Source organism: Thermodesulfobacteriota bacterium, assembly GCA_040753795.1.
GTDB lineage: Bacteria > Desulfobacterota > Desulfobacteria > Desulfobacterales > Desulfosudaceae > JBFMDX01.
The window spans coordinates 20,293-42,841 of the sequence record JBFMDX010000015.1 but is presented as its reverse complement, the minus strand read 5'-3'; the positions used below and the strand labels follow the sequence as shown (position 1 = coordinate 42,841).

The 22,549-nt window shown below is 55.3% G+C and carries 19 protein-coding genes; 9 read left to right on the top strand and 10 right to left on the bottom strand.

Translation table 11 applies throughout. The features are described from left to right. Nucleotides 1-16 precede the first annotated feature (16 nt). Nucleotides 17-2,536, bottom strand: coding sequence for a sigma 54-interacting transcriptional regulator (locus AB1724_15465; GenBank protein ID MEW6079205.1), 2,520 nt, complete (start codon nucleotides 2,534-2,536; stop codon nucleotides 17-19). 187 nt (nucleotides 2,537-2,723) lie between these two features. Here AB1724_15465 and AB1724_15460 point away from each other — a divergent pair, with 187 nt between their 5' ends. The 8 genes from AB1724_15460 to AB1724_15425 all read left to right on the top strand — a co-directional run bounded on the left by AB1724_15460 (nucleotide 2,724) and on the right by AB1724_15425 (nucleotide 10,761). After that, on the top strand, nucleotides 2,724-3,041 hold the full coding sequence (locus AB1724_15460; GenBank protein MEW6079204.1) for a DVU0150 family protein: 318 nt from the start codon (nucleotides 2,724-2,726) through the stop codon (nucleotides 3,039-3,041). Between the two features lie 35 nt (nucleotides 3,042-3,076). Continuing rightward, entirely contained in the window at nucleotides 3,077-4,099 is a 1,023-nt protein-coding gene (locus AB1724_15455) for a sulfite exporter TauE/SafE family protein (GenBank protein ID MEW6079203.1), read from the top strand. Nucleotides 4,100-4,147: 48 nt separating this feature from the next. Continuing rightward, nucleotides 4,148-4,477 carry a hypothetical protein gene (locus AB1724_15450; protein MEW6079202.1) on the top strand — a complete coding sequence of 110 codons (330 nt, stop codon included), beginning with the start codon at nucleotides 4,148-4,150 and terminating at the stop codon, nucleotides 4,475-4,477. Nucleotides 4,478-4,554: 77 nt separating this feature from the next. Continuing rightward, on the top strand, nucleotides 4,555-4,791 hold the full coding sequence (locus AB1724_15445) for a hypothetical protein (GenBank protein MEW6079201.1): 237 nt from the start codon (nucleotides 4,555-4,557) through the stop codon (nucleotides 4,789-4,791). 398 nt (nucleotides 4,792-5,189) lie between these two features. Then, complete coding sequence (locus tag AB1724_15440) at nucleotides 5,190-6,113, top strand: universal stress protein (GenBank protein MEW6079200.1); 924 nt, start codon at nucleotides 5,190-5,192, stop codon at nucleotides 6,111-6,113. A gap of 27 nt (nucleotides 6,114-6,140) precedes the next feature. Continuing rightward, nucleotides 6,141-8,843, top strand: coding sequence for a bifunctional acetate--CoA ligase family protein/GNAT family N-acetyltransferase (locus AB1724_15435; GenBank protein ID MEW6079199.1), 2,703 nt, complete (start codon nucleotides 6,141-6,143; stop codon nucleotides 8,841-8,843). Nucleotides 8,844-8,997: 154 nt separating this feature from the next. Continuing rightward, nucleotides 8,998-9,756, top strand: coding sequence for a cytidylate kinase-like family protein (locus AB1724_15430; GenBank protein ID MEW6079198.1), 759 nt, complete (start codon nucleotides 8,998-9,000; stop codon nucleotides 9,754-9,756). A gap of 141 nt (nucleotides 9,757-9,897) precedes the next feature. Then, the gene (locus tag AB1724_15425; protein MEW6079197.1) at nucleotides 9,898-10,761 is read left to right on the top strand and encodes a GGDEF domain-containing protein; all 864 of its coding nucleotides are present in this window, start codon (nucleotides 9,898-9,900) and stop codon (nucleotides 10,759-10,761) included. Nucleotides 10,762-10,785: 24 nt separating this feature from the next. Here AB1724_15425 and AB1724_15420 read toward each other — a convergent pair whose 3' ends face one another. The 5 genes from AB1724_15420 to AB1724_15400 are packed head-to-tail and all read right to left on the bottom strand — an operon-like array spanning nucleotide 10,786 to nucleotide 16,470. Then, nucleotides 10,786-11,745 (bottom strand): PAS domain S-box protein, encoded by a 960-nt coding sequence (locus tag AB1724_15420; GenBank protein MEW6079196.1) that lies wholly within the window; start codon nucleotides 11,743-11,745, stop codon nucleotides 10,786-10,788. Next, on the bottom strand, nucleotides 11,742-12,209 hold the full coding sequence (locus AB1724_15415; protein ID MEW6079195.1) for a response regulator: 468 nt from the start codon (nucleotides 12,207-12,209) through the stop codon (nucleotides 11,742-11,744). Before AB1724_15415 ends, AB1724_15420 begins: the two co-directional genes overlap by 4 nt. A 43-nt stretch (nucleotides 12,210-12,252) precedes the next feature. Beyond that, on the bottom strand, nucleotides 12,253-14,298 hold the full coding sequence (locus tag AB1724_15410) for an SLC13 family permease (GenBank protein ID MEW6079194.1): 2,046 nt from the start codon (nucleotides 14,296-14,298) through the stop codon (nucleotides 12,253-12,255). Further along, on the bottom strand, nucleotides 14,295-16,052 hold the full coding sequence (locus tag AB1724_15405; protein ID MEW6079193.1) for an ATP-binding protein: 1,758 nt from the start codon (nucleotides 16,050-16,052) through the stop codon (nucleotides 14,295-14,297). The genes AB1724_15410 and AB1724_15405 overlap by 4 nt, the downstream gene beginning before the upstream one ends. A 10-nt stretch (nucleotides 16,053-16,062) precedes the next feature. Continuing rightward, the gene (locus tag AB1724_15400; GenBank protein MEW6079192.1) at nucleotides 16,063-16,470 is read right to left on the bottom strand and encodes a response regulator; all 408 of its coding nucleotides are present in this window, start codon (nucleotides 16,468-16,470) and stop codon (nucleotides 16,063-16,065) included. A gap of 410 nt (nucleotides 16,471-16,880) precedes the next feature. Between AB1724_15400 and AB1724_15395 the strand changes: the two genes are divergently transcribed. Further along, on the top strand, nucleotides 16,881-17,369 hold the full coding sequence (locus AB1724_15395; protein MEW6079191.1) for a response regulator: 489 nt from the start codon (nucleotides 16,881-16,883) through the stop codon (nucleotides 17,367-17,369). A gap of 9 nt (nucleotides 17,370-17,378) precedes the next feature. On the opposite strand, the gene AB1724_15390 is transcribed toward AB1724_15395, so the two are convergent. The 4 genes from AB1724_15390 to AB1724_15375 form a co-directional block, all read right to left on the bottom strand. Beyond that, nucleotides 17,379-18,827, bottom strand: a complete 1,449-nt coding sequence (locus tag AB1724_15390) for a sigma-54 dependent transcriptional regulator (GenBank protein ID MEW6079190.1) — start codon at nucleotides 18,825-18,827, stop codon at nucleotides 17,379-17,381. After that, nucleotides 18,824-20,296, bottom strand: a complete 1,473-nt coding sequence (locus AB1724_15385) for an ATP-binding protein (protein ID MEW6079189.1) — start codon at nucleotides 20,294-20,296, stop codon at nucleotides 18,824-18,826. The genes AB1724_15390 and AB1724_15385 overlap by 4 nt, the downstream gene beginning before the upstream one ends. Before the next feature lie 95 nt (nucleotides 20,297-20,391). Continuing rightward, on the bottom strand, nucleotides 20,392-21,867 hold the full coding sequence (locus tag AB1724_15380) for an SLC13 family permease (GenBank protein MEW6079188.1): 1,476 nt from the start codon (nucleotides 21,865-21,867) through the stop codon (nucleotides 20,392-20,394). A 62-nt stretch (nucleotides 21,868-21,929) separates the two neighbouring features. Then, on the bottom strand, nucleotides 21,930-22,487 hold the full coding sequence (locus AB1724_15375) for a CBS domain-containing protein (protein ID MEW6079187.1): 558 nt from the start codon (nucleotides 22,485-22,487) through the stop codon (nucleotides 21,930-21,932). Nucleotides 22,488-22,549: the final 62 nt, after the last annotated feature.

The following is a 22,549-nucleotide window of genomic DNA, read 5'->3' as shown; positions in this document are numbered from 1 at the left end:
TCGTCGCTCCTCCGGATCAATCCGGCGTCAGGTATCGCGTGGCCGGGCCAAGGCCCTCTTTCTTCAGCAGCCCTTTCTGCACCAGGTCTTGAAGATCATAAATGGCGGTCCGGGAAGAAATGCTTCCCCCGGCCTGGGCCTGATACTCGCTGCGGGTGATAGTCCCCCGGGAGAGGATATAGGGATAAACCCGCTTCTGGCGTTCATTGAGAGGAATACCGTTCTGAAATCCGGCTATTGACACCGCCCGTTGAGAACGACTGCCGTTTCCGTTGCCGGCAATATTTTCTTCCGACAGCAGGGAAGGATAAGTCAGCCTTGTTTCAGGATCGGCGGAGATATCCATGTCCGCGTCCGGATAACCGCCGCCTTCGATCAGGATATCACCGGCCTGAATGGTATTGCCTTCGCACATGACTCCAGCCCGGGTAATGGCGTTCTTCAGTTCCCGGATATTGCCCGGCCAGTCATGATTTTTCATCTTTTCCAGCGCTCCTTTGCTGATCCCCAGCGTCCTGCGTCCGGTTGATGTCCTGACCTGTTCCAGGAAATGGTTGATCAGCACCGGAATATTTTCCTTCTGCTCCCGCAAAGGAGGGGTATTGATGGTGATCACGTTAATCCGGTAATACAGGTCGGCCCGGAACTGCTGCTTTTCGATCATCCGGTTCAGGTCTTCATTGGTGGCGCAGATTACCCGCACGTCCATGGCGATGTCCTGATCGGAGCCCAGCTGCTTTATGGTGCGCATGGCCACCGCCCGGAGAAGCGCCTGCTGCACGTTGGGTGAAGCGGTCTGGATTTCGTCCAGAAAAATCGTGCCGCCGTCGGCTTCCAGGAAAGCGCCGCGGCGGTCGGTCCGGGCTTCCGTAAAGGCGCCTTTGACATGACCGAAAAGGGTGTCCAGCAGCAGGTTTTCCGACAGTTCACCACAGTTCACCGAAATAAACGGCCGGCCGGACCGCCGGCTGTGCCGGTGGATTGCTTCGGCGGCCAGCTGCTTGCCAGTGCCGGTTTCACCGATAATCAGGACATCGGCGTCGGCCCGGGACGCTTTGCGGATAGAAGCTTTGAACTGTTCCATGCGGCTGCCGAATCCGACGATCTCCGGCAGGTCATCCGCGGATGTCGGTTGCGTAACCGCGGGGAACGCTTCCTCCAGATTGATTTTCTCCTTGTTTTCCACACTCCGGATCCGTTTTTCCTGTTCCCGGATGGCGACGATCTGGGCCTTGATCGCTTCGATCATGGCGTTGATGGCCTGCTGCAGCATCCGGACCTCGTAAATCGACGATTTAATCCGGATCGGCTCAAGCGGACGGTTTTGCGTATCAGCCACCGCTCCGGCCAGTTTGTAAATGGGTTTGGTAATCATATGAGAAAGAACGAAAATCACCGAAGAGATAACAAGGATGGTGATAAGGGATAGAATCAGCATGGTGTCCAAATGCTTGTACTGGGCCAGCAGGGCAAACCGGGAACGATCGATATAAGCCAGACCGGCGTATACCCGGCCTTCAAAAGAAACCGGGGTATACGTCAGGTAATAGTCCCGCACGGTCTGCCCCTCATGAGGAGCGGCTTTCAACTCAATCAGTTCGTGTTTACCAGCCTCGACGTCTTTCACCATTTTCCAGAACGGCTGATAAATCGATCCGGGCCTGTAGGCAAAGGGCAGCCCCGGCTTTCCCAGGGTTCCATAGCTGTAATCCATCCGGGCCAGATGAGTGGTCAGATCCAGATCCACCGCTTCCGGATCTTCTGATTGAAAAAGAATCCATCCTTCCAGATCGAACAGATAGATAAAACGGGTTTCTGACGTCCGTGAAAAAGCCCACAGAGGTGAACGGGGCGAATTTAAAACAGAAAGGAGATTACGGATAAAACGGACATCCAGAGACAACAGCAGATAACCGGACTTTTCTCCATTATCGGAATAACAGGGCGTTCCAAAATAAATGACATGGGAACGGATCTTCTGGTCCGGATGATTGTCAGTGGGAAAGGGTTCCTGTACTTCCGTAACCGGGGAAATCCAGACATCTCCGGCATTCAGTTTTTCCAGATAGCCGATGGTAACAAACGGATCGGGTGTAATATCAGCGATGGCCTCCTGGGAAACCGGAAAAATCTGATTCCCTTTTGCCAGAAGAAAAATATGATGGCCTTTTTTATGCGAGATAAAGAGTAATTCATGATAGTCTGTTTTCCGAGTCGCCACCAGACGTGAAAAGTTTTCGTGCAACCCCCTTCCGTCACCGGCAACTTGCGCGACAAGAAGCAAATCCTCCCGGCACCGCGCAAAAAGCGAATCGATCTCGTGGGCCATGGCCTTTACCTGAATACGGCTGGACCGCTCCAGGGCTTCGTTTATAAAATTTAATGATGTCTGATAGTTAATATATCCAGTCAGCATCAGAACAAGAACCACCGCGGGGATAATGTACATGAGAAGCCGGGTTCGCAAGCTGAACCCTTTTGCACGATTAGGGGAGGCGTTGGCCATTCCTTCAGCAAACCGATCTAATATACCCATCACAATTTCCTGAATATTATTCTTTAAATCAAATATCTATAAAATATTTGTAAATATCGCAATCCGGGTGCCATACAATCATGGCACGGGTATTGCTATCTCATTCGTCAAAATAATTGTGCAACCAAACCAAGTTCAAGTCAACATATTTTAAAAACCACTAACTAACTGTAAGGAGGAAAAGATCATGGCAAAGAAAATTCGAGTTACAGTATGCTGTTTCATTGTTCTGGCGCTGCTGTTACCGTCCATGGCGATGGCAGGAGGAGGCGGCGGAGCAAGCGAGCTGATCGTGGTCGCGGATACCAGGGTTCTGATGGGTGACGGACTGTATACCGCCTTTATGAAGTACATGGCCGACGCATACAATCACAACATGGTGATTTTTGCCACCTGGTGCACGGTTCTTACAGCTGCCTATGGCGCACTCCTGGGATTTTTAATGGACTGGCTCATGTCGAAAACCGGTCTGGACCTGAAGAGCCGGAAGATACTGGAGCATTGATTCAACATTTTTTTTAAATAAGGAGAAATAGACATATGGACTGGTTATACATGTATATGCCGATAGCAGGGTTGAATATCTTCTGGCCGGGGCTGGTGTTGATCGGATTTGCCGTAGGCACCATCGGCGGATTTTTCGGAATGGGCGGTGCCTGGATGGTAACGCCGGGGCTGAATATTCTGGGCTTTCCCATGGCCTTTGCCATTGGTACGGACATGGCCCATATCGCCGGCAAATCCATGGTATCCACCATCCGTCATTCCAAGTTCGGCAATGTTGACTACAAGCTCGGGATGGTGATGGTCGTGGGTACCATGGTAGGCATTGAAATAGGCGCTCAAATTGTCATGCACCTTGAAAAGGCCGGCAATATAGGAACGGTCGTGCGTTGGGTGTATGTGGGCCTGCTGTCCCTGATCGCGTTTTTGGTCTTCTATGACTACTATAAAGCCACCCGGAAAAAAGCGGCCGGAGACGTGGGCGAACACGGGGCCGAAGGCATCACCTGGTACAAAAGCCTTCATAAAATCAAGATCCCGCCCATGGTCCATTTCAAGAACGCCGGTTTTACCTGCTCCGCCTGGCTGCCCATGTCCGTGAGCTTGCTCACCGGCATACTGGCCGGTTTTCTGGGCATCGGCGGCGGGCTGATCCGCATGCCTTCCCTGGTTTACCTGATCGGCTGCCCGACCCATATCGCCGTGGGCACGGACCTGTTTGAGGTCATGATTTCCGGCCTCTACGGTGCCTTCACCTACGCCATCAAGGGCCGGATCGAAATCGTGGCGGTCTTCGTCATGCTGACCGGCGCGGCCATCGGCGCCCAGATCGGCACGGTGGCCACCAAGTACGCCAAGGGCTACGGCATTCGTATCGCCTTCGGTATCGCGGTTATCTGCTGCATGATTTCCATCATCCTGAAGGAATTCGGTTTCAATTCAGCCGCCGCGGTACTGATTCTGGGTACCATCGGCGCCATCTGCGTCTACATCGTCAAGATCATGCTGGCGGGGGCTATCGAGGAATTAAGAGAGAAAAAAGCGGCTGCAGAAATATGAGCCCATGACCAATCAGAGGAACTTCAAGGGAAAGGAGACGATTCAATCATGAAATCATATCTGATCATCGGTATCTGTATTTTCGGGTTGTTACTGACCACTTCCGCTTTGGCCGAGGAAGTCGTCCAGGGAGAATGCCTGGAATACAATATGGAAAGCAAAATAATTAAAATTAAAGAGTACGACACCAACTTCAGCAAGGAAGCAAAATACGGGGTGGCTACGAATATTGAAAGCGAATATGATGTTTCGCAGGCGAAAATCGGCGCCAAACCCGAACCCGGAAATATCCTGCGCATTGCCTACAGAAATGAGGACAACCGCAAGATCGCTACCAAGGTAATGAATGTCACCAAGCAGGACCTGATGAAAAAATAACGGCAACAGCAATCCGGCGCGGTCGCTCTCCATGCGCGGGAGCGACCGCCGTCCGGAATTCCGGAAGGAGAAAGCTCATGATAACAAAAAGAGGCTGGATGATGATTGTCATCGATTTAATTGTTCTTATGGAGTTGACCGCGTCCATTGGTATTGCCAGCCGTTTTAACGATTCCATGACCGCGGTCTTCCTCTATGTCTATATCCCCACCGCCCTGGTCACTATCATTATCAGCAAAATATGCCTCAACCGTTTCTGTCCCGTCGATCCGGCCGAGGCGGAAAAGATTCAGCCGGTATTCCCCCTGTCCTGAAAATCGTTCCCCCCACCGGTTCCATTGGTCCCTCCGCGCCGGATACGGGACGGCGCAGAGGGAAAACCTTTTTCATCTTGTAAAGAATTTCAGCATTATTTCCGGCGGTCCGTCACCAGGCCTTGTTTTCGCCTCGCCTCGTTCCCATGCCTGCCATGGAACAGGATCCGTGATGGCAACTAACCTCCTATAATCGCAACGTTTTATCATACGCCATTACCATCGCGACCGATTCACGTCAAACGACCGGGGATATACATAAGGTGGCACTATATTTGCTTTTATATATGGCGATGCCGGGCCGGATTAGAATCAGGACCGGAACCATTGATATGTAGCCGACCACAGGGGAAGCCAGGTAACACGGTAAGTTAACTTTGATTGGGAGGAGATGAACCATGAAGAAAAAACAGAAAATACTGGTTTTAGTCGACGGTTCTGACCGATCCTGGATGACGATTGACTATATCAGGGAAGTGGAAGCCTTCCGCAAGGGAGAGCTGGTGCTGTATCAGGTCTACAGCGAAATCCCGGAGTGTTACTGGGATCTGGACACGGACCCCATCCGGCCGACTGTCCTGAAAGGTTTTGAAGAGTGGCGCAAGGAGAAACTGGAATCACTTGAAAAATTCATGGCGGAGGCCAAACGCCGTCTGATTGCCGCCGGTTTTGAGGAAAAACAGGTAAAAATAAAAATTCATCAGCGGGAAAAAGGAATCGCCCGGGACATCCTGGACGAATGCAAAAAAGGATATGACTCGGTTATCCTGCGCCGGCGGGGAATGGGAACCATCAAAAGCATCACCCTGGGCAGCGTTTCCACCAAACTGATCTCCAAATTCCCGGATGTGCCGATGATGCTGGCCGGCAGACGGCCCCACAACAAAAAGCTGTTGCTCGCCGTGGACGGATCACCCGCCTCCACCCAGGCCGTTGATTTCATCGGACGGTACTTCGGCCCCTACGATTATTCGGCGGAGCTTTTTCATGTCATCCGCGGCATGGGCACGTTAAACCCCATGACGCCGGAATACCTGCCGCCGGAAATTATCACGCTGATGCAGGATGAAGTCATCCGGAAAATCGATCAGTTCAAAAAGCGGCTGATCAAAGCCGGCTTTGATGAAAAAAAGGTTACCGGAAAAGTGGTTTCCGGGGCGGCCAGCCGGGCCGAGGAAATCGTCCGGGAGGCGGACGCCGGCAATTTCGGCACCATCGTCATCGGCCGCCGGGGCCTGTCCCGGGTGCAGGATTTTTTCATGGGACGGGTCAGCTACAAAGTCATCCACAGCGGCCGGGATTTCACCGTCTGGGTGGTGTAAACGTATCATCGGCGGAGTCAGACAGGCATGAGCGTTTATCATCTGGAAAAACTGTTTCACCCGGCCTCGGTGGCGGTCGTCGGCGCCAGTGAAAAAGAAGACAGCATCGGCACGGCCGTCATGCGCAACCTGGTCATGAGCGGATTTGCCGGTGAGGTCATTCCGGTCAATCCCGGGCATCGCAAGCTGTGGGACCGGAAAGCCTACAAATCCATCGGTCAGCTCCCGCAGCCGGTCGACCTGGTCGTCATCGTCACGCCCATCCGCACGGTTCCGGAAATCGTCCGGCAGTGCCGGGAGACCGGCTGCGGGGCGGCGGTGATCATTTCCTCCGGCGGCAAGGAAATCGGCGCCGCCGGCGTCGAAGCCGAGGAGGCCATACGGGCCGCCTGCGCCTCAGATCAGTTCCGGATTGTCGGGCCCAACTGCCTGGGCCTCATGTCGGTCAAGGACGGCCTGAACGCCAGCTTCGCCAACCAGATGCCCAAGCATGGCAAAATGGCCTTTATTTCCCAGAGCGGCGCCATCTGCACCTCCATCCTGGATTTTTCAATCAAGGAACATATCGGATTCAGTTATTTCGTCAGTCTCGGTTCCATGCTGGACGTGGATTTCGGAGATGTCATTGATTACCTGGGGACCGACCCGGAGGTCAGCAGCATCGTCATGTATATCGAAAACCTGACCCGGATCCGTAACTTCATGAGCGCCGCCCGCGGGGTTTCAAGGATCAAGCCGATTATCGCCTTAAAAGCCGGCCGGACCAAAGCCGGCGCCATGGCGGCTGCCTCCCATACCGGCGCCATGGCCAGCGAGGACGCCGTTTACGACGTGGCCCTGAAACGGGCCGGGGTCATCCGGGTTAAAACTTTCCAGGAACTGTTCGACTGCTCCGAGTTGCTGGCCAAGCAGCCGCTCATCCAGGGACCGGGGCTGGCTATCGTCACCAACGCCGGCGGACCGGGCGTCATGGCGGCGGATTCCATGACCGACTACGGGGTGGAGCCGGTGAAACTGCATCCGGAAACCCTGAGCCGGCTGGACGAACTTCTGCCGGCCCACTGGAGCCGGTCCAATCCGGTGGATATCCTGGGCGACGCCTCTCCCGAAAAATTCCGCCAGGTCGTCGACATCCTGATGAAGGCAAAAGAGGTAAACGGCCTGCTGATCATGTTCGCGCCCCAGGCCATGTCCCGGTCCACGGACGTGGCGGCAGCGCTGATCGAATCGCTGCGCGGCCGGCAGGTCCCGACCTTCACCGCCTGGATGGGCGGAGCCGAGGTGGAGGCCGGCCGGGACATGCTCAACCGGGCCGGAATCAGCACTTTCGACACCCCGGAACGTGCCGTCCGCGCTTTCATGGACCTCTATCAGTATTCCCGGAACATCGAGATGCTTCAGGAGATTCCGCCGGCCCTGCCCTACCAGCTGACCTTTGAAAAAGACACGGCCGCGGGGCTCATTGATCAAGGACTGCGGCGCCCATCAGGCATTCTGACCGAACCGGAATCCAAGGCCGTGCTGGCCGCTTACGGCATTCCCGTCAACCGGACCCTGCCGGCCGCTAACGAAGCGGAAGCCGTGTCCCGGGCCGAAGAGATCGGCTATCCGGTGGTCATGAAAATTCATTCGCCGGAGATCACGCATAAAACCGATGCCGGCGGGGTCATTCTGAACATCGATACCCCGGACAAAGCGCGCTGTGCCTTCCGGACCATAACGGATAATGGCCGGGCCTATAATCCCAACGCGACCATTCATGGCGTCACCATCCAGAAAATGCTGCTCTCGCCGGACTATGAACTCATCGCCGGCGCCAAAAAAGACAGGGATTTCGGACCGGTCCTGCTGTTCGGCATGGGCGGTGTGTTCACGGAAATCTTCCAGGATAAAGCCCTGGCTCTGCCGCCATTAAACCGCTTGCTGGCCCGACGCATGATGGAAGGGACGAAGGTATATAATATTCTCAAAGGATTCCGCAACCGGCCGGCGGCGGATTTAACCCGGCTGGAAGAGTTGATGATCCGGCTTTCCCAGATGGTCTGTGATTTTTCCCAGATTGAGGAAATCGATATCAACCCCCTGGTCATCGTCAACCGCGAACCCTTGGCCCTTGATGCCCGTATTATCGTTTCTCACCCGGACAAACTGCCGCCCTTTCATTTGGTCATCAGCCCCTACCCCAACCGTTATGAACAGCGGCTCGAACTTGAGGATGCCGGAGAAGTATTGATTCGCCCCATCCGGCCGGAAGACGCGCCTCTGGTAGTGGAAATGTTTGACGCCCTCTCGCCCCAGAGCATCTATTTCCGCTTCTTTTCGCCGCTGAAAACACTGCCGCATCATATGCTGGCGCGGTTCACGCAAATCGACTATGACCGGGAAATCGCCTTTGTCGCCATCAAAACCATAGACGGTCGGGACCGGCTGCTGGGCGTGGCCAGGGTCATTCCGGAGCATAACCGGAAACAGGCCGAATTCGCGGTGCTGGTGGCGGACGAATGGCACGGCAAAGGTATCGGCGCGGCCCTGATGAAACGGTGCCTGGAAGTGGCCCGCCCGCTCAATTTTGAAAAAATAAAAGGGATCGTGCTGGCGGACAACACCAAAATGATCGCCCTGGGCCGCAAGCTGGGTTTCGGCGTCAGACGCGTTCCCGGATCGGATACCTATGAACTGGTCCTGGATTGTGAAGGAAAAGACAACTGCCTGACCCAGGTATCATCCTGAACGTATTCGACACGGAATCGCTAAAGGCGCATATCACGATCAGAGGAAAATATGGATTAAATCATCATGATGGTGTATAAGGATACCGGTCTTTTAAAAACAACACGGGGAATCCAACCGATAATCAACCGTAACTAACATTGAGGAGAGGAAAATGGCTGATTCACGTCAAAAGCAATATGTTCCCGGGATGTACGCCAAGAAAAGAACCAGCATGGAAAAAATGGTGGATCAATGTATCCGGGAATTTGAAATGAAAAAACAGGTGGAAGAGGCGAAAAAGCCCGCCAAAAAAGGCGCGGCAACGTATCATTATATCTGCTTCTCCAGAAAAATCGGCGTCGGCGCGCTGGAAATCGCCGATATCGTCGGCAAGAAAATCGGATATAAGGTCATCGACCGCCAGGTCATGGAGTATATCGCCGGAGAAAAGCTGCTTAAGTCCGGCACCCTGTCAGGTTTCGATGAAAAATATTCGGGCATGATCAGCGAATTCGCCTCCCTGCTGTTCGGCGAAAAATCATTCACCATGGGGGACTATCTCCGCAACGTGGTGGATTCCGTTCTGAAAATCGCTGAAACCGGCCCGACCATCTTTGTCGGACGGGCCACCCATCTGATCCTGCCCCGCCAGGATGTTCTGGCCGTCCGAATTATCAGTTCACGGGAACATCGCATCAAACGGGTGGCCGAGATCCTCAACGTCAGCGAGAAGCAGGCGGCCCGCGAGATAGACGAACAGGACAAAATGCAGCGTGATTTTTTCCGGAAAAACTTCAAAAAGAAAGACGCCTCCCCCTATGAGTTCGACATGGTGATCAACCGCGATTATATCACCAGCGCCAAGGATGCCGCGGAACTGGTGCGCATGGCCTTTGCCATGAAGTTCGGGGATACCCCGGTTCAAGGGTAGGGTTCAAGGGCCAGGGGGGCAAGGGATCAAGATAAGCCCTTACCCCCTTGAACCCTTTGCGTCAACTCAACTGGAGAAGCAGCGCCTGACCTGGAAAATGGGCTGGGCAACTATCCGGTCTTCGTCCCGGAGATGACGGAAATGCGTGCAACGGCCTGGCGCCTGATCGAACGACTGGAGACCTTCGGCAAACCGACGGTTTATATCTGTTGCATACTGCTGGTCGTGATGATCGGTTATGCCCGTTACTGGACCGGTCCTGAATACGCTTTTTCTATTTTTTATTTCTTTCCCATCGCCATCATGACCTGGCTGGCGGGACTGGTTACCGGGATCGTGTTCGCCGTGGCCAGCGCCCTGTCCTGGCTGATGGCCGATCTTAAATTCATGGGCACCTTCTCCTCCTTCCGGGTGCCGTTTATCAATGAAACCCTGCGCCTGGCGGTTTTTCTGATCATCGTCGTCCTGGTCTGGCGGCTCAAAGCCGCTCTTCTTTTTCAACAGAAACTGGCCCGAACGGACGCTCTGACCGGATTGTCAAACCGGCGGGCGTTTATGGAATTCACCGCGCTGGAAGTAAAGAGGGCTGGGCGGTTCAACCTGCCGCTGACCCTGCTCTGCATGGACGTGGACGGTTTCAAGTCCGTCAACGACGCGCATGGCCATCATGGCGGCGACCGGCTCTTGAAAGACGTGGCCGAAACCCTGGCCGTCAACATCCGGGCGATTGACATGGCCGCCCGAATGGGCGGGGATGAATTCTGCGTTCTTTTCTCCGGAGCGGATGAAAAAAACGCGCAGTCGATCGTTGACAAGCTTAAAGACCGGCTGACGACCGTCATGCGCAACAATCGCTGGTCGGTCACTTTCAGCATCGGCGTGGTTACCTACCGGCAGGCCCCGTCTTCAGTGGATGAAATCCTGTACGCCGCCGACCAGTTGATGTACCGGGCCAAAAAAAATGGTAAAAACAATATTCAGCGCCAGGTCATCATGCCCCGGTAACAGGTTGAGAAAGGGCTAAGGGTTCTATACGATCATATCCCGCTTATCGTCATCCAGGTCGCCGACCAGTTCCGGGTATAGTGCCCGGGCGCATTCCGGACAAAGAGTGTGAGTGAAATCCGCTGCCGTGCGGGCCTGGATATAGGTTTCCACGGCCTTCCACTGGCCGGAATCCTCCTTGATCTTCTTGCATCGGGAGCAGATCGGCAGATAACCGCTGAGGACTTTGGCCAGGGTTTCCGCCAGTTCCGCCTTCAACCGCTGCTGTTCTTCCATGGCTTTTTTGAGCTGACTTAAATCCACCAGAGTGGCGACCATTTTGCCGGTGCCGGGAACGAGCGTGAAGGTAAGACGGACGTCCTTGACGGCGCCGCTCTTGCCGTCCAGCTTGACCATCAGGTTCGGATATCCGTAAAACCGCTCCTTGCGCACATGGTAGTAGTAATTTCTGGCTTTATGCGCGTGTTTTTCGGAAATGATTTCAAACAGACTTTTTGAATCGCCCAGTTCATCCCGGGAATATCCGGTCAAATGCTCAAATTCGGCGTTGACCAGGGAAATGACGGCGTCTTTCCCAACGATCGCCATGGCGGCGCCGGCATTGTGAAAGATCGTCTGATACCATTGCTGATGCTCATTGGCCCGCTCCCGGGCCTTTTCGATACCCTCGCTGAGCAGAATACTGACCAGGGCGACCAGGAAAAAAATCAGGATACGCATGATGTTGTCGGCATAGCTTTCATCCCCCTGGAACAAATGCTGACTGACCAGCAGGATCGCCGACAGCAGGACGATAACCATCAGACCCTTCTTTTTCCACCAGATACAGGCCAGAACGATGGGCAAATAAAAAAAGTGGGTAAAAACCGTTCCGGTGCCCAGCACTCCGGGATAATAGCAGGACAGGCCGGCGGAAAGGAAAATCAGGGTCGCCATGACCAGATACTTGTACACATTCGGCAGTTCAAACAGAGACAGGATCATGATGATTCCCCCTCTCTTTCGTCCCTTTCAAAAACCGCCATGGGATGGCTGATGATCCGTTCGATACGACGTTTCTGGTGCTGATCCTCAATATCCTTTTTCTTCAAGGCGGCCTCCCGGACTTTGATCACCAGGGCCGAAATGTCACAGGGTTTGACGATATAGTCAAAGGCTCCCGCTCGCAGGCATTCCGCCGCCGCATCCACCGAATCGTGGCCGGTCAGTATGATCACCTCGACCAGCGGAAAGCGCTGTTTAATCAGGCGCATGGTTTCCGCTCCGTCCATGTCCGGTATGGTCGCGTCCAGCAGGACCACGTCAAACCGTCTGTGTTCCATCTCCCGCAGGGCCTCTTTCCCACCGTCGACGGCACAGACGGCGACGCCCCTGGCCTCCAGCAGCGACCGGGTGGATGACCGGAATCGTTCATCCCCGTCCACCAGCAGCACTTGCGGATTCTTCATGAAGTCACTCCTCGGGACGTTGAACCGATGTCCAACCGTCCGGTTAAAATCCTATCCAGCGCCAGTATCCCCGGAAAGCCCAGCCCCACAGCACCAGAAAGGAAAGCCCCAGAACCGCGCCGCCGTGAACCAGAAAATCCTTCATAGTCAGCAGTTGCCGCCCGGTTTCCGGATCCCGGGCCATACCGTAGGCGATGGCGTTGTTGGGCGAGCCGACCACCAGCACATGGGCAAACGAAGCGGCAAAGGCGACGGCCAGCCCGATCATCCCGGGATGGGTGCCGGAAAGCGCGGCCATGGGCACGAACACGGGTCCGAGGGCGGCCACGGCCGCGCCGTCACTGATGACGTTGGCCAGCAGACCGGCCAGCAGACTGGAAGCGACAGCCAAACCCTGCCCGCTCCGGAAGGACTCGGGCAGAATACCGAAGAAACCGTCGGCCAGCCATAGCGCGGCGCCGGTCGACGCCAGGCCGGTCCCCATGGCGCAGGCGCCGGCATATATGGCAATCACGTCCCAGTTGATTCTATTAATATCCCGCCAGCGCAGCACACCCGCCAGATTGAGGATGACCAGCGCCAGAACGGCCGGCCCGCCCAGGCCGTATGTACCGCCCGCCAGGGTCCAGAATACCACCAGACCGGCGAGTACCGCCGCCGTCACATACCCGTCCCGGGACAAACGCTCGATTTTTCCGGTTGCCTGCCGGATAGCCGCCGGTAAATTCGCGGTCGTATCTTTGATCCGGTGACGGAACATAAAATAAAAATACGCACCGATGACCAACCCCATGACCGGGACAAAGGGCAGACCGTACAGGATCCACCGGTCGAACGACAGCGGTACGCCGTATTCGGTCAAGAAATCCAGCATGAGCGCGTTTCTGCCTCCGGCGGCGGGCGATCCCGGGCCCCCGGCATTGACGGCGAAGGTGATCATCAAAATCATCATCACGGCCAGGCGCCGGTCCCCGCGGGTGCCGTCCGGACGCGGAATATCAAGGCAGGCCGCCGTCACCACCGGCACCAGAAACGCCACCAGGGCGTATTCCGGAAGAAAAGAGGCGGCAATGGCCAGCAGCGGACAGAAGACAAAGGCCAGCCGACCGATCCCCCCGCCGGTTCCCAGCAGCAGGGCGCCGATATGTTTATCCAGGCCGGTCTTCATGACCGCCACGGTCATGGCCATAACGCCGAAAAGGAAAAGGACGACGTCTCCGGCATAGGCCCCGGCGATCTGCTCGGGCGGCAATATCCGGAAAAAACACATCAGCATACCGATCAGAAGAGCGGTAATACCGATAGGGAGGGCGCCCGTCGCCCAGAAAAGAACGGTTGCCGCCAGTATGCCGGTCATGACCTTGGCCCGGAACACGGCCCGATCCGTTGCCTTCGCATCGGAATCCGGAACGGACGTGGTGCCGGGGGAGAACGCCGCCTGCATCAGGGAGCGGCCGGCGATGGTCTCATTCGGCCCCATGATTCCATAATAAACGTATGCGGTCATGGCCGGATCTCCTCCGGGCCCCTTGACGGCGGCCAACAGTCGGTGCATGCGATCCGGTGCCGGCATCAGCGCGAACACCAGAAGCAGCAGTGCCCCCAGTATCATCACTCCCGGACGGGCGTTATGGACCCCGGCCAGCCACCGGCCCAGCCCATGGCGCCGATCAGGAGGCGTCTCACGCCGCGCCATGGCAAAAACCCGTTCCTGCCGGGCAGCTTCGATAGTATCCACCAGCTCATTGATGCCGCAGGGCTTGGACATGCAGGCGAAGGCGTTGTGGCGGTCCGTTTCCATCAGGTCCTGTCCGGTAATGAGGATGATCGGCGATTCCGGGCAAACCCTCCTGATCTCGCGCAATACCTGGATGTCGTCCATGTCCGGCAGATTCCGGTCCAGCACGACGACCTCCGGTTTCCTGCGCCGTGCGATCCTGACCGCGGCCGCTCCGCTTCCGGCGTCGTATACCCGGTAACCGCGGGACGACAGCCGCCGGTTCATGGCGTTTCGGAAATGATCTTCATCATCGACCAGCAAAATGACCGGCCGTTCCTGTCCTGTTCCGGCTTCGCTCTGGTCTGTCATGATGATTCCGATTGTTCCATGATGTTGATCGGCAGCGTGACCGTAAAGGTACTGCCCGCCCCCGGCATGGACTGGACAGTGATAGTGCCGCCCATGGCTTCGACGATACTCAGGCTGATCCCCAGGCCCAGGCCCGTTCCCTTACCGACCTCCTTGGTGGTGAAAAAAGGCATGAACATCTTGCCCATCACCTCCTGGGTCATGCCGCGGCCGGTATCGGTGACGGAAGCCTTGACCACACCGTCGGCAAGGCCGGTCGTCAGAGTGATGGTGCCCGGCCCCTCAATGGCATCCGCGGCGTTATTGATCAGGTTCTGAAACACCTGGCGAAGCTGGTCGGCATCGGTCATGATGTCCGGCAGGTCCGGCTCATAATCCCGGATCAGTTCGATATTGGAAACCTTGAACTCCCGCTCCAGAAAACCGCCCACCAGGTCGTCCAGAATCTGGTTGACATTGCACCGGGTGATCCGGGGGGTGGTCTTTCGGGCCGAAATGAGCAGCTTCTGGGTGATGCCCTTGGCCCGGGTCACCGCGTCGTCGATGACAGCCAACTCCTGGTTGACCTGGGCCGGCGTGTCAGGGCCCATCCGGCCGCCGAATTCCGGATCAAACATGTCCCGGATCACCCCGCACTGGGAACAGATGATCGCCAGGGGGTTGTTGATCTCATGGGCCACGCCCGCCGCCAGTTCGCCCACGGAGACCAGTTTGGCGGCATGAAACAGCTGGGACTTGAGTTCATGCCGGTCTTTTTCCATTTTTTCAGCCTTGTTCAGCAGCCGCCCGGTAATCATGACAACCGCGGTGAAAAGCAGAATGACGGCCAGTCCGCTGCCGATGAAGATATACCGCCGGGTGACGAACATCCGGGCGTAAGCGATATTAAGCGGCTTCCGTACCACCAGGGCCCAGGGCACCTGTTTGAGCCAGGCGTATCCGATCAGCTCGGCCTGTCCGTTCAGTGAGACTTCCGCCACGTCGTCATCTACCGATGATTCGGGCAGAAAAGCGCTTTTCTGGAGCACCTCACCGTAACCGGGCGCCACCAGCTGATACTCTCCCGCACGGTTGACCAAGGAAGAATTGACATGTTCGCCCTGACCGATGGTTTTTAAAAAATAATAAAATTTATCCGGGTCGAGGGTCGCCCGCATAATATAAAAATGATCCTTCATCAGCTGCTTGACCGCAATGGTAAAATGGGGTTTGTCCCGGAAGCCCCGGTAGATGTCACTGATGAAATAATTGGACCGTTGCCCCATGAGGGTGGTAAACCAGTGTTCATCCTTGTAGTTTTTCTTCCGCAGAAAAGGATAGGGACCCGCATATCCTATTTTATGCCCGGTTTCATCCAGAAAACCCACGTCGACAAAGGCGTCGCTGGCCTCCTGCAGCCTTTTTAAAAAGAGGTCCATGTCCTCCTGCCGCGGCGTGATGGTAAAGTCCGATCCCTGGAAGAGGTTGAAAATGTTGACCACCCGCTCCTGAAGGAAGAGATCGATAGTGTTGCGCTGACTTTCGGCCAGAGAGAGCAGCTGCATTTTGCCGCTTTGTTTCATGGTCAGATTGAACTGAAAATGGAAATAAAAGAAGAGCAACCCCAGGGGAGCCAGAAAGGCGAGAGCCATGATCGACAGAACCCGCTTCTTCAGCTTCCGAAAATAATTGCGGGAATCGTCATGTCCAGCATCGAAAGCCGGCCGCTTCTTCGGGCCGGCTGCTCCGGGTTTCCGTTTTCCGTTGTTGGGCATGGCCAGTCTTTCACCTGCCGGAATGATAAGCCCCCCCGTCGGGACCGGGACCATTGGAGATCAGAGCCTCGGCTATCCTTTCCCGCAGGGCGCTGATGTCTCCGCTCTTTTCCACGAACCCGCGGGTCTTCCTGACAAGGGGGTGATCCTTATATTCCGGAAGATAGGTATAAACGATTACCGGGATAGGCGGCGTGATATCCAGAAGCCGTCGCAGAACATCCAGGCAACTGATATAGGGTATGTCCGGATCAAGGACGATCAGGTCCGGGGTCTGGTTCCCGAACACTTTCGCAAATAACTGTATGTGATTAGCCGCCTGGATAATTTCATAATCCGGATCGTTCAACTCCCGGGCCAGAAAACTCCTCACATGAATATTGCTATCGGCGATGAGTATGATGTGTTTTCCGCGCATCCCTTGTCCGCTTTCCGTGTTCTGTCCATTCCCATAGAGCAATCATGATGCCAACCTGAATTCCCGGGATGAAGATTCCGCTGTCTCAACATCTATTTGTTTTTATGATAAAAGATAGTAAACGGGGAGGCCCGTGGATCATGTGAGGCGGCGACGCCCGGCGAAAAATTTGTCGAAAAAATTGACAGATTGTAATGAATTGATCAGACCGGCCCGGCCGCGGGCCGTGCCGTTGTCGGTATGATGACTCAACTGACCGTATTCGCTTATTTTTATTCCGAAGGGGTTTAAAATTCCATTGGCACAGCATTTGCTTTTTATAAGGCTTGGGACCGTACCGTTTGGTGGCGGCCACCGCCGCTTTTCCCGGCAACGGGGAAAAAAGGATTTGCCTGGAAGGGAAAACGCTCATGGAAAACAAAATCAACCTGTTGTTCGTCGATGACGAGGAGCAGTTTCTGGCTTCTCTGACCAAACAGCTGGCGGTGAGGGATTTTAACGTGGTGGCCGTGGACCGGGGAGACAAGGCTCTGGACGCGGCCGACGAGATGGAAATCGATATCGCCCTGGTTGATCTGAAAATGCCGGGGATGAACGGCGAGGAAACCCTGAGGTCCTTGAAGAAAAAGCATCCCTGGATGGAAATCGTAATCCTCACCGGCCATGGTACCCCTGATGCCGCGGCCGATACCATGCTAAGCGGCGCCTATGCCTATCTCATGAAACCCTGCCGACTGAATGAGCTGTTGGATGTTCTGAAGAGCGCCTATAAAAAAAAGGTGATGAATAAAAATCAGATCGAAGAGAAACGGATGAACCAGTTGCTGAAGCTGTCAGAATCCAATTCTCCAAAAGATATTTTAAAGCGGCTGAAAGAAATCGACCGCTCAGGCCCCTGAGGGAGGGTATCAGGAAGGATCCTCTTCGTCATGCTGGACGGTGGTGGCGGTGGTCAGATTGAGTTTATCGATCTTGGACAGCAGGGTCGGTCTGGCCAGGCCCAGTATTTTAGCGGCCTGGCTTCGGTTGCCATTGGTGATTTTCAATGTTTCGCCGATCACGATCCGGGTAAACGTATCCATCAAAAAATTGAATTTGTCATCATAACGACTGGAATTCAAGATACTGTTAACCCATTTCCGGCTGAGTCGTTCAATGGAATCGGTCGCTATTTCCGGCGGCTCTTCCCGGACATTTGAAATGGCGTAGGAAAGGTCCTCCGGGCGGATGGGATAGCCGTTGCTGAAGATCAGGGCCTTTTTCAGCGTATTGCCCAGTTCCCGGACATTGCCGGGCCAGTTGCCGGCGGCGATAATTCGGCCGGCATCTTCAGTAATCCCGGGGTTTTCAATGCCCATTTCCCTTGAAAAATGGGCCATGAAATAATCGCACAGCAGCCGAATATCCTCCCGGCGGTCCCGCAGCGGCGGGAGGTGGATGGTGACGACCTTGAGCCGGTAATAGAGATCTTCACGGAATGTCCCTTCGGCAATGGACTTTTCCAGATTACGGTTGGTGGCGGCCAGAATACGAACATCCACGGCGATAGGTTTGCCTCCTCCCAGCCGTTCGATATTTCTTTCCTGCAGCAGACGCAGAATTTTCGCCTGAATGGAAAGGGGCATATCACCGATTTCATCCAGAAAAATCGTACCGCCGTTGGCCTGTTCGATCTTTCCGATCCGGCGGGTGGTCGCGCCCGTGAACGCCCCCCGTTCGTAGCCGAACAGCTCGCTTTCCAGGAGCGTTTCAGGCAGGGCCACGCAATTGATCACTGAAAACGGTTTATCGGAACGGTTGCTGTACTGGTATACCGCCCGGGCCACCAGTTCCTTGCCGGTGCCCGATTCCCCCTGGATCAACACGGTGGCGTCAGTCGGCGCCACCCGCCCGATGGATTTGTAGACCTCCTGCATGACCGGACTGCGGCCGATAAGGACGTCCCGGGGCGCGTTCTCGGGGGTCCCGTCCATTTCCACCCGGCTGCGCATCAGGTGCCCGGCTTCAAGGGCCTGCTGAATGAGCTTGAGCATAAAGGGGATGTCAAAGGGCTTGAGAATGTAATCAAACGCCCCCAGCTTGGTGGCCTCAATGGCCGTGTCGGTAGTGCCGTAGGCGGTCATGATGATCACCGGCAGGGTGCCGTCGATTTCCCTTATCCGGCCCAGGGTCTCCAGGCCGGTCATTCCCGGCAGTTTGACGTCCAGAACGACCAGATCGGGGATCTCCCGACCGACCTCCTCGACACCGGTCTCGCCGCTGGGGGCGATCCTGACGGTATAACCCTCGTCCGTCAGCAGCCGGGCGAAACTCGTTCTCAACTGATCGTCGTCATCAATAATCAAAACGGTATTCATGCGGTCGTCTTTTCATAACCCGGCAGGGTAATCGTAAAAGTGGTGCCCTGCCCTTCCCGGGAGCTTAACGTCAAGGTACCGCCGTGTTCCTCGATGATTTTCAGCACGATAAACAGCCCCAGGCCGGTGCCGTCCGGTTTGGTGGTCTCAAAGGGTTTGAACGCCCGGGCCTGCATTTCCGGAGACATGCCCGGTCCGTTATCGATAACCTCGATCATAATGGCCTGGCCGATGTTCTCGGCCACCGCCTCTTTCTCCACGATAATGATTTCCCCCCCGTCTTCCATGGCTTCACAGGCGTTGACGACAAGGTTGACGAACACCTCCTTGAGCAGTCCGGGATCCGCGTCCAGCTCCAGGTTTTCCGTTTCCTGTTTCCGGCGGATGGTGATGTTGTGCAGGTCCAGCCGGTAAGAGAGCAATTCCAGGGTCGTGGTGATGATTCTGGAAATGCTGATGCGCTGTTTTTTGAGTTTATGGGGCTTGGAGAACTCCAGAAAATTCTGCACGATATTGTCAAGCCGGCGCATTTCATCACAGACAACCTCAAAATCCTCTTTCTGATTTTCGGTCATGACCAGATTGCGCTGCAGGGAAAACAGCCGCATGTTGATGGAGGTCATGGGGTTACGGATGCTGTGAGCCACAACCGGCGCCAGCCGGCCGACCAGAGCCATCTTTTCGGAGTGCAGCAGCATTTCCTTGCTCTGAGCCAGCTCACTGCGGGTGCGATCCCGTTCGTCCAGCAATTCATGTACGCCCTCTTTCAACCGGTTTAGTTCATCGCCGTTTTCCTGACAGACCCCGTCGGGAACTGCTGCCCGGGAGAGGCGTTGAATGGGGATGATGATGTGACTGATCAGGTTGAAGATCAGCAGGGCTGAAAGGATAAAGTGGCAAACGAGAAGCGTGATGGTGACCGAGGTGATCTGGCGGAAATGGTGCTGACTGGTTTCCCGTGCCCTCCGGATCTGAAGCTCGTTCAGGTTCATGTATTCCCGGCAGAGATCGGAAAGCTGAAAGTACTTTTCGCGGACCTGCCAGTGGAGGACTTCACCTTCGTGCTTGGCGCCGGACTGATACAGTTCAATGACCCTGTCCTTGGCCAGGAGGTAATCATTATAATGGCCGGCGATCCGATCCCGAAGCCGGGCCTGCTCGGCGTTGTGCTTTATCGCATAGGTCTTGCCGAGCCACTCTCGGAAGCTCTGACGGTGTTTGGACAGTTCCTTGAGCCATTTGTCGTCACCGTCCAGAAAATAATAGGTCACATATCCTTTCTGATTGGCCAGTTCCGTGGCCATCTCCCGTGAGGCCTGGACCAGATTGATCGATTCCTGGGAAATCTGCTGCAGCATGCCGTTGAACCGGCCGGCGAACCAGATGGTGGTAGCGCCCATGCCGATGGTCAACAAAAGCAGCAGGGATATGTTTATAAAGATGCGGACGGAAAGACTGATCGTCTTCATGGTATGGCCAGTCCGTGAAAAGGATGACGGGCCGCCGCCATTCGCCGGCGGCCCGCCGAACCATCGCAATATGGATCAACCGGACAAAAGCCGGTTTATTTAGGCAGCAGAATCGGCATGCCCATGAGCGGCCAGACCACCAGCACCGCGAAGGCGACCATGCCCATCAGCAGAAGACTGGCAATGACGCCGTAAGTGAAAAATTCGCCGGTTGTGAACTGTTTGGAGTCATAGGCGATGGCATTGGGGGCCGCGCCCACCAGCAGCATGAAAGGCATGCCGGCGGTCATCAGGGAGGCGAACAGAATGACTTCGCCCGATACCCCCAGGTAAGGCGCGATGACCAGGGCCACGGGCAATGATATGGCGATGGCCGCCACGTTCATGATGAAGTTGGTCATGACCATGACAAAGAACGCGATGCCCATGACGAACACGAACCAGTTGGCGGCCTTGAACAGGACCAGCCAGTTGATGGCCAGCCACTGGGCTGCTCCGGTCTGCCACAGGCAGAAACCGATACTCATGGCGCCGGAAAAAAGCAGAATGATGTTCCAGGGAACTTCTTCCAAGTCCTCAACGGTCAGAATCTTGAGCAGGAAGAACATGACCGTGGACAGGAGGATGACGGCGGTTTTGTCCGGGGGCTTGAACCCGGGTACAAACGATTTTAGAACCGCGATGGCCCCCAGGGAAATAACGCAGGCCGCCACGATAAGCGCCGCGATGATTTCCCGGCGGGTGATTTTCCCCAGTTCCGCGTTCAATTCCCGGGCTTTTTCCTTCAGCCCCGGGATGGTCTTTTTTTCCGGCTTGCAGACGATCATCATAAAACCCCACAGCAGCAGGGTCATCAGGATACCGATGGGAATCTGATAGTAGGAAAATTCAAAGAACCCGATTTCCTTGTGCATGATATCCTTGAAAAAGCCCACGGCCACCGCGCCCCGGGCCGCGCCCAGCAGGGTCATGATGCTGCCGGCGCCGGCCACGTAGGCCATGCCGATGAACAACCCCTTGCCGAACTTGGTGGGTTTGTCTCCCTCGCCGTACAGGCTGTAAATGGCCATCAGCAGGGGATAGATGGTGGCGGCCACGGCCGTGTGGGCCATGATCAGTGTAAGGCAGGCCGTTACCAGAAAACAGCCGAGATAGATCATACTGGTACGCTCGCCGACGATGATGAGCATTTTATAGGCCAGCCGCCGGGTCAGGCCGGTCCGGGTAAAGACCAGACCGATGACCAGGGATCCGAAAATAAACAGGACCGACGGGTCCATGAAGTCCTTGAGGGCTTCGTTGGCCGGCCGGATAAAAAACAGCACCTGCAGGATGCCGATCATCAGGCTGGTAACGCCGATGGGAATGACTTCAAACACCCACCAGGTGCCGGCCAGCAGGAAAACAGCGATGGCGCCCTTGCCTTCCTTGGATAAAACGAAATGTTTTCCGTCCGGGTCCACGGCGTCGAACCACGGGGGCGAATAATAGACCAGGGCGAATAAAAAAAGCCCGGTAAACAGGGCGATGATCTTTGTCCAGTTCTTTTCCGTTGACTGCGCGTTACCCATGGATGAAGGTCTCCTTATGAATTCTTAAGATAGGCGGAAGGCCCGTCCTTGTTTATCCATTATTAAAGCCCGCAGGCCTGCATATTCTGACTGATGACGGAAAAGATGTCGGTCAGCCGCAGAATGCCAACGATATCGCCGTCATGATCGGTCACCAGCAGGGACTGATGATGGCCCATGACCAGCAGGTGGATGGCTTCATTGATCGAGGCGTCGATATCCACGCATTCCCCTTCGGTAGGCTTGACCATGATATTGCCGACCCGCGTCCCCCCGGCTTTCTTGCAGAGATTTTCCATGGCCCCGTCCAGCAGGCGGAAATTCTCCAGCATGGATTTCATGAAATGTTTACTGAACCCCAGATCTCTCGCGCCCGGGCGATTCTGCATCTCAGAATATTTCGGTTCCAGAGATTTGAGCACATCCAGCAACCCTACTTTTCCGACAATTTTATTGTTCCTGCCGTAAACCAGAATGGCCCGATGGGGATAGCGATCCGACTGGAAATTACTCCGGGCCTTTTCCAGAGCGACAACTGCGTCATACAGGGTGGCATCCTCGGAAACCGTGGCGTACTCCGAAAGCGGCACCATCAGACCTTTTATTTCATATTTTTTCATATCGCCCTGCTCTCCTTATGGTTATTCGTTTTTCCCGAACAATCAACCGAATTCAAAGCAAA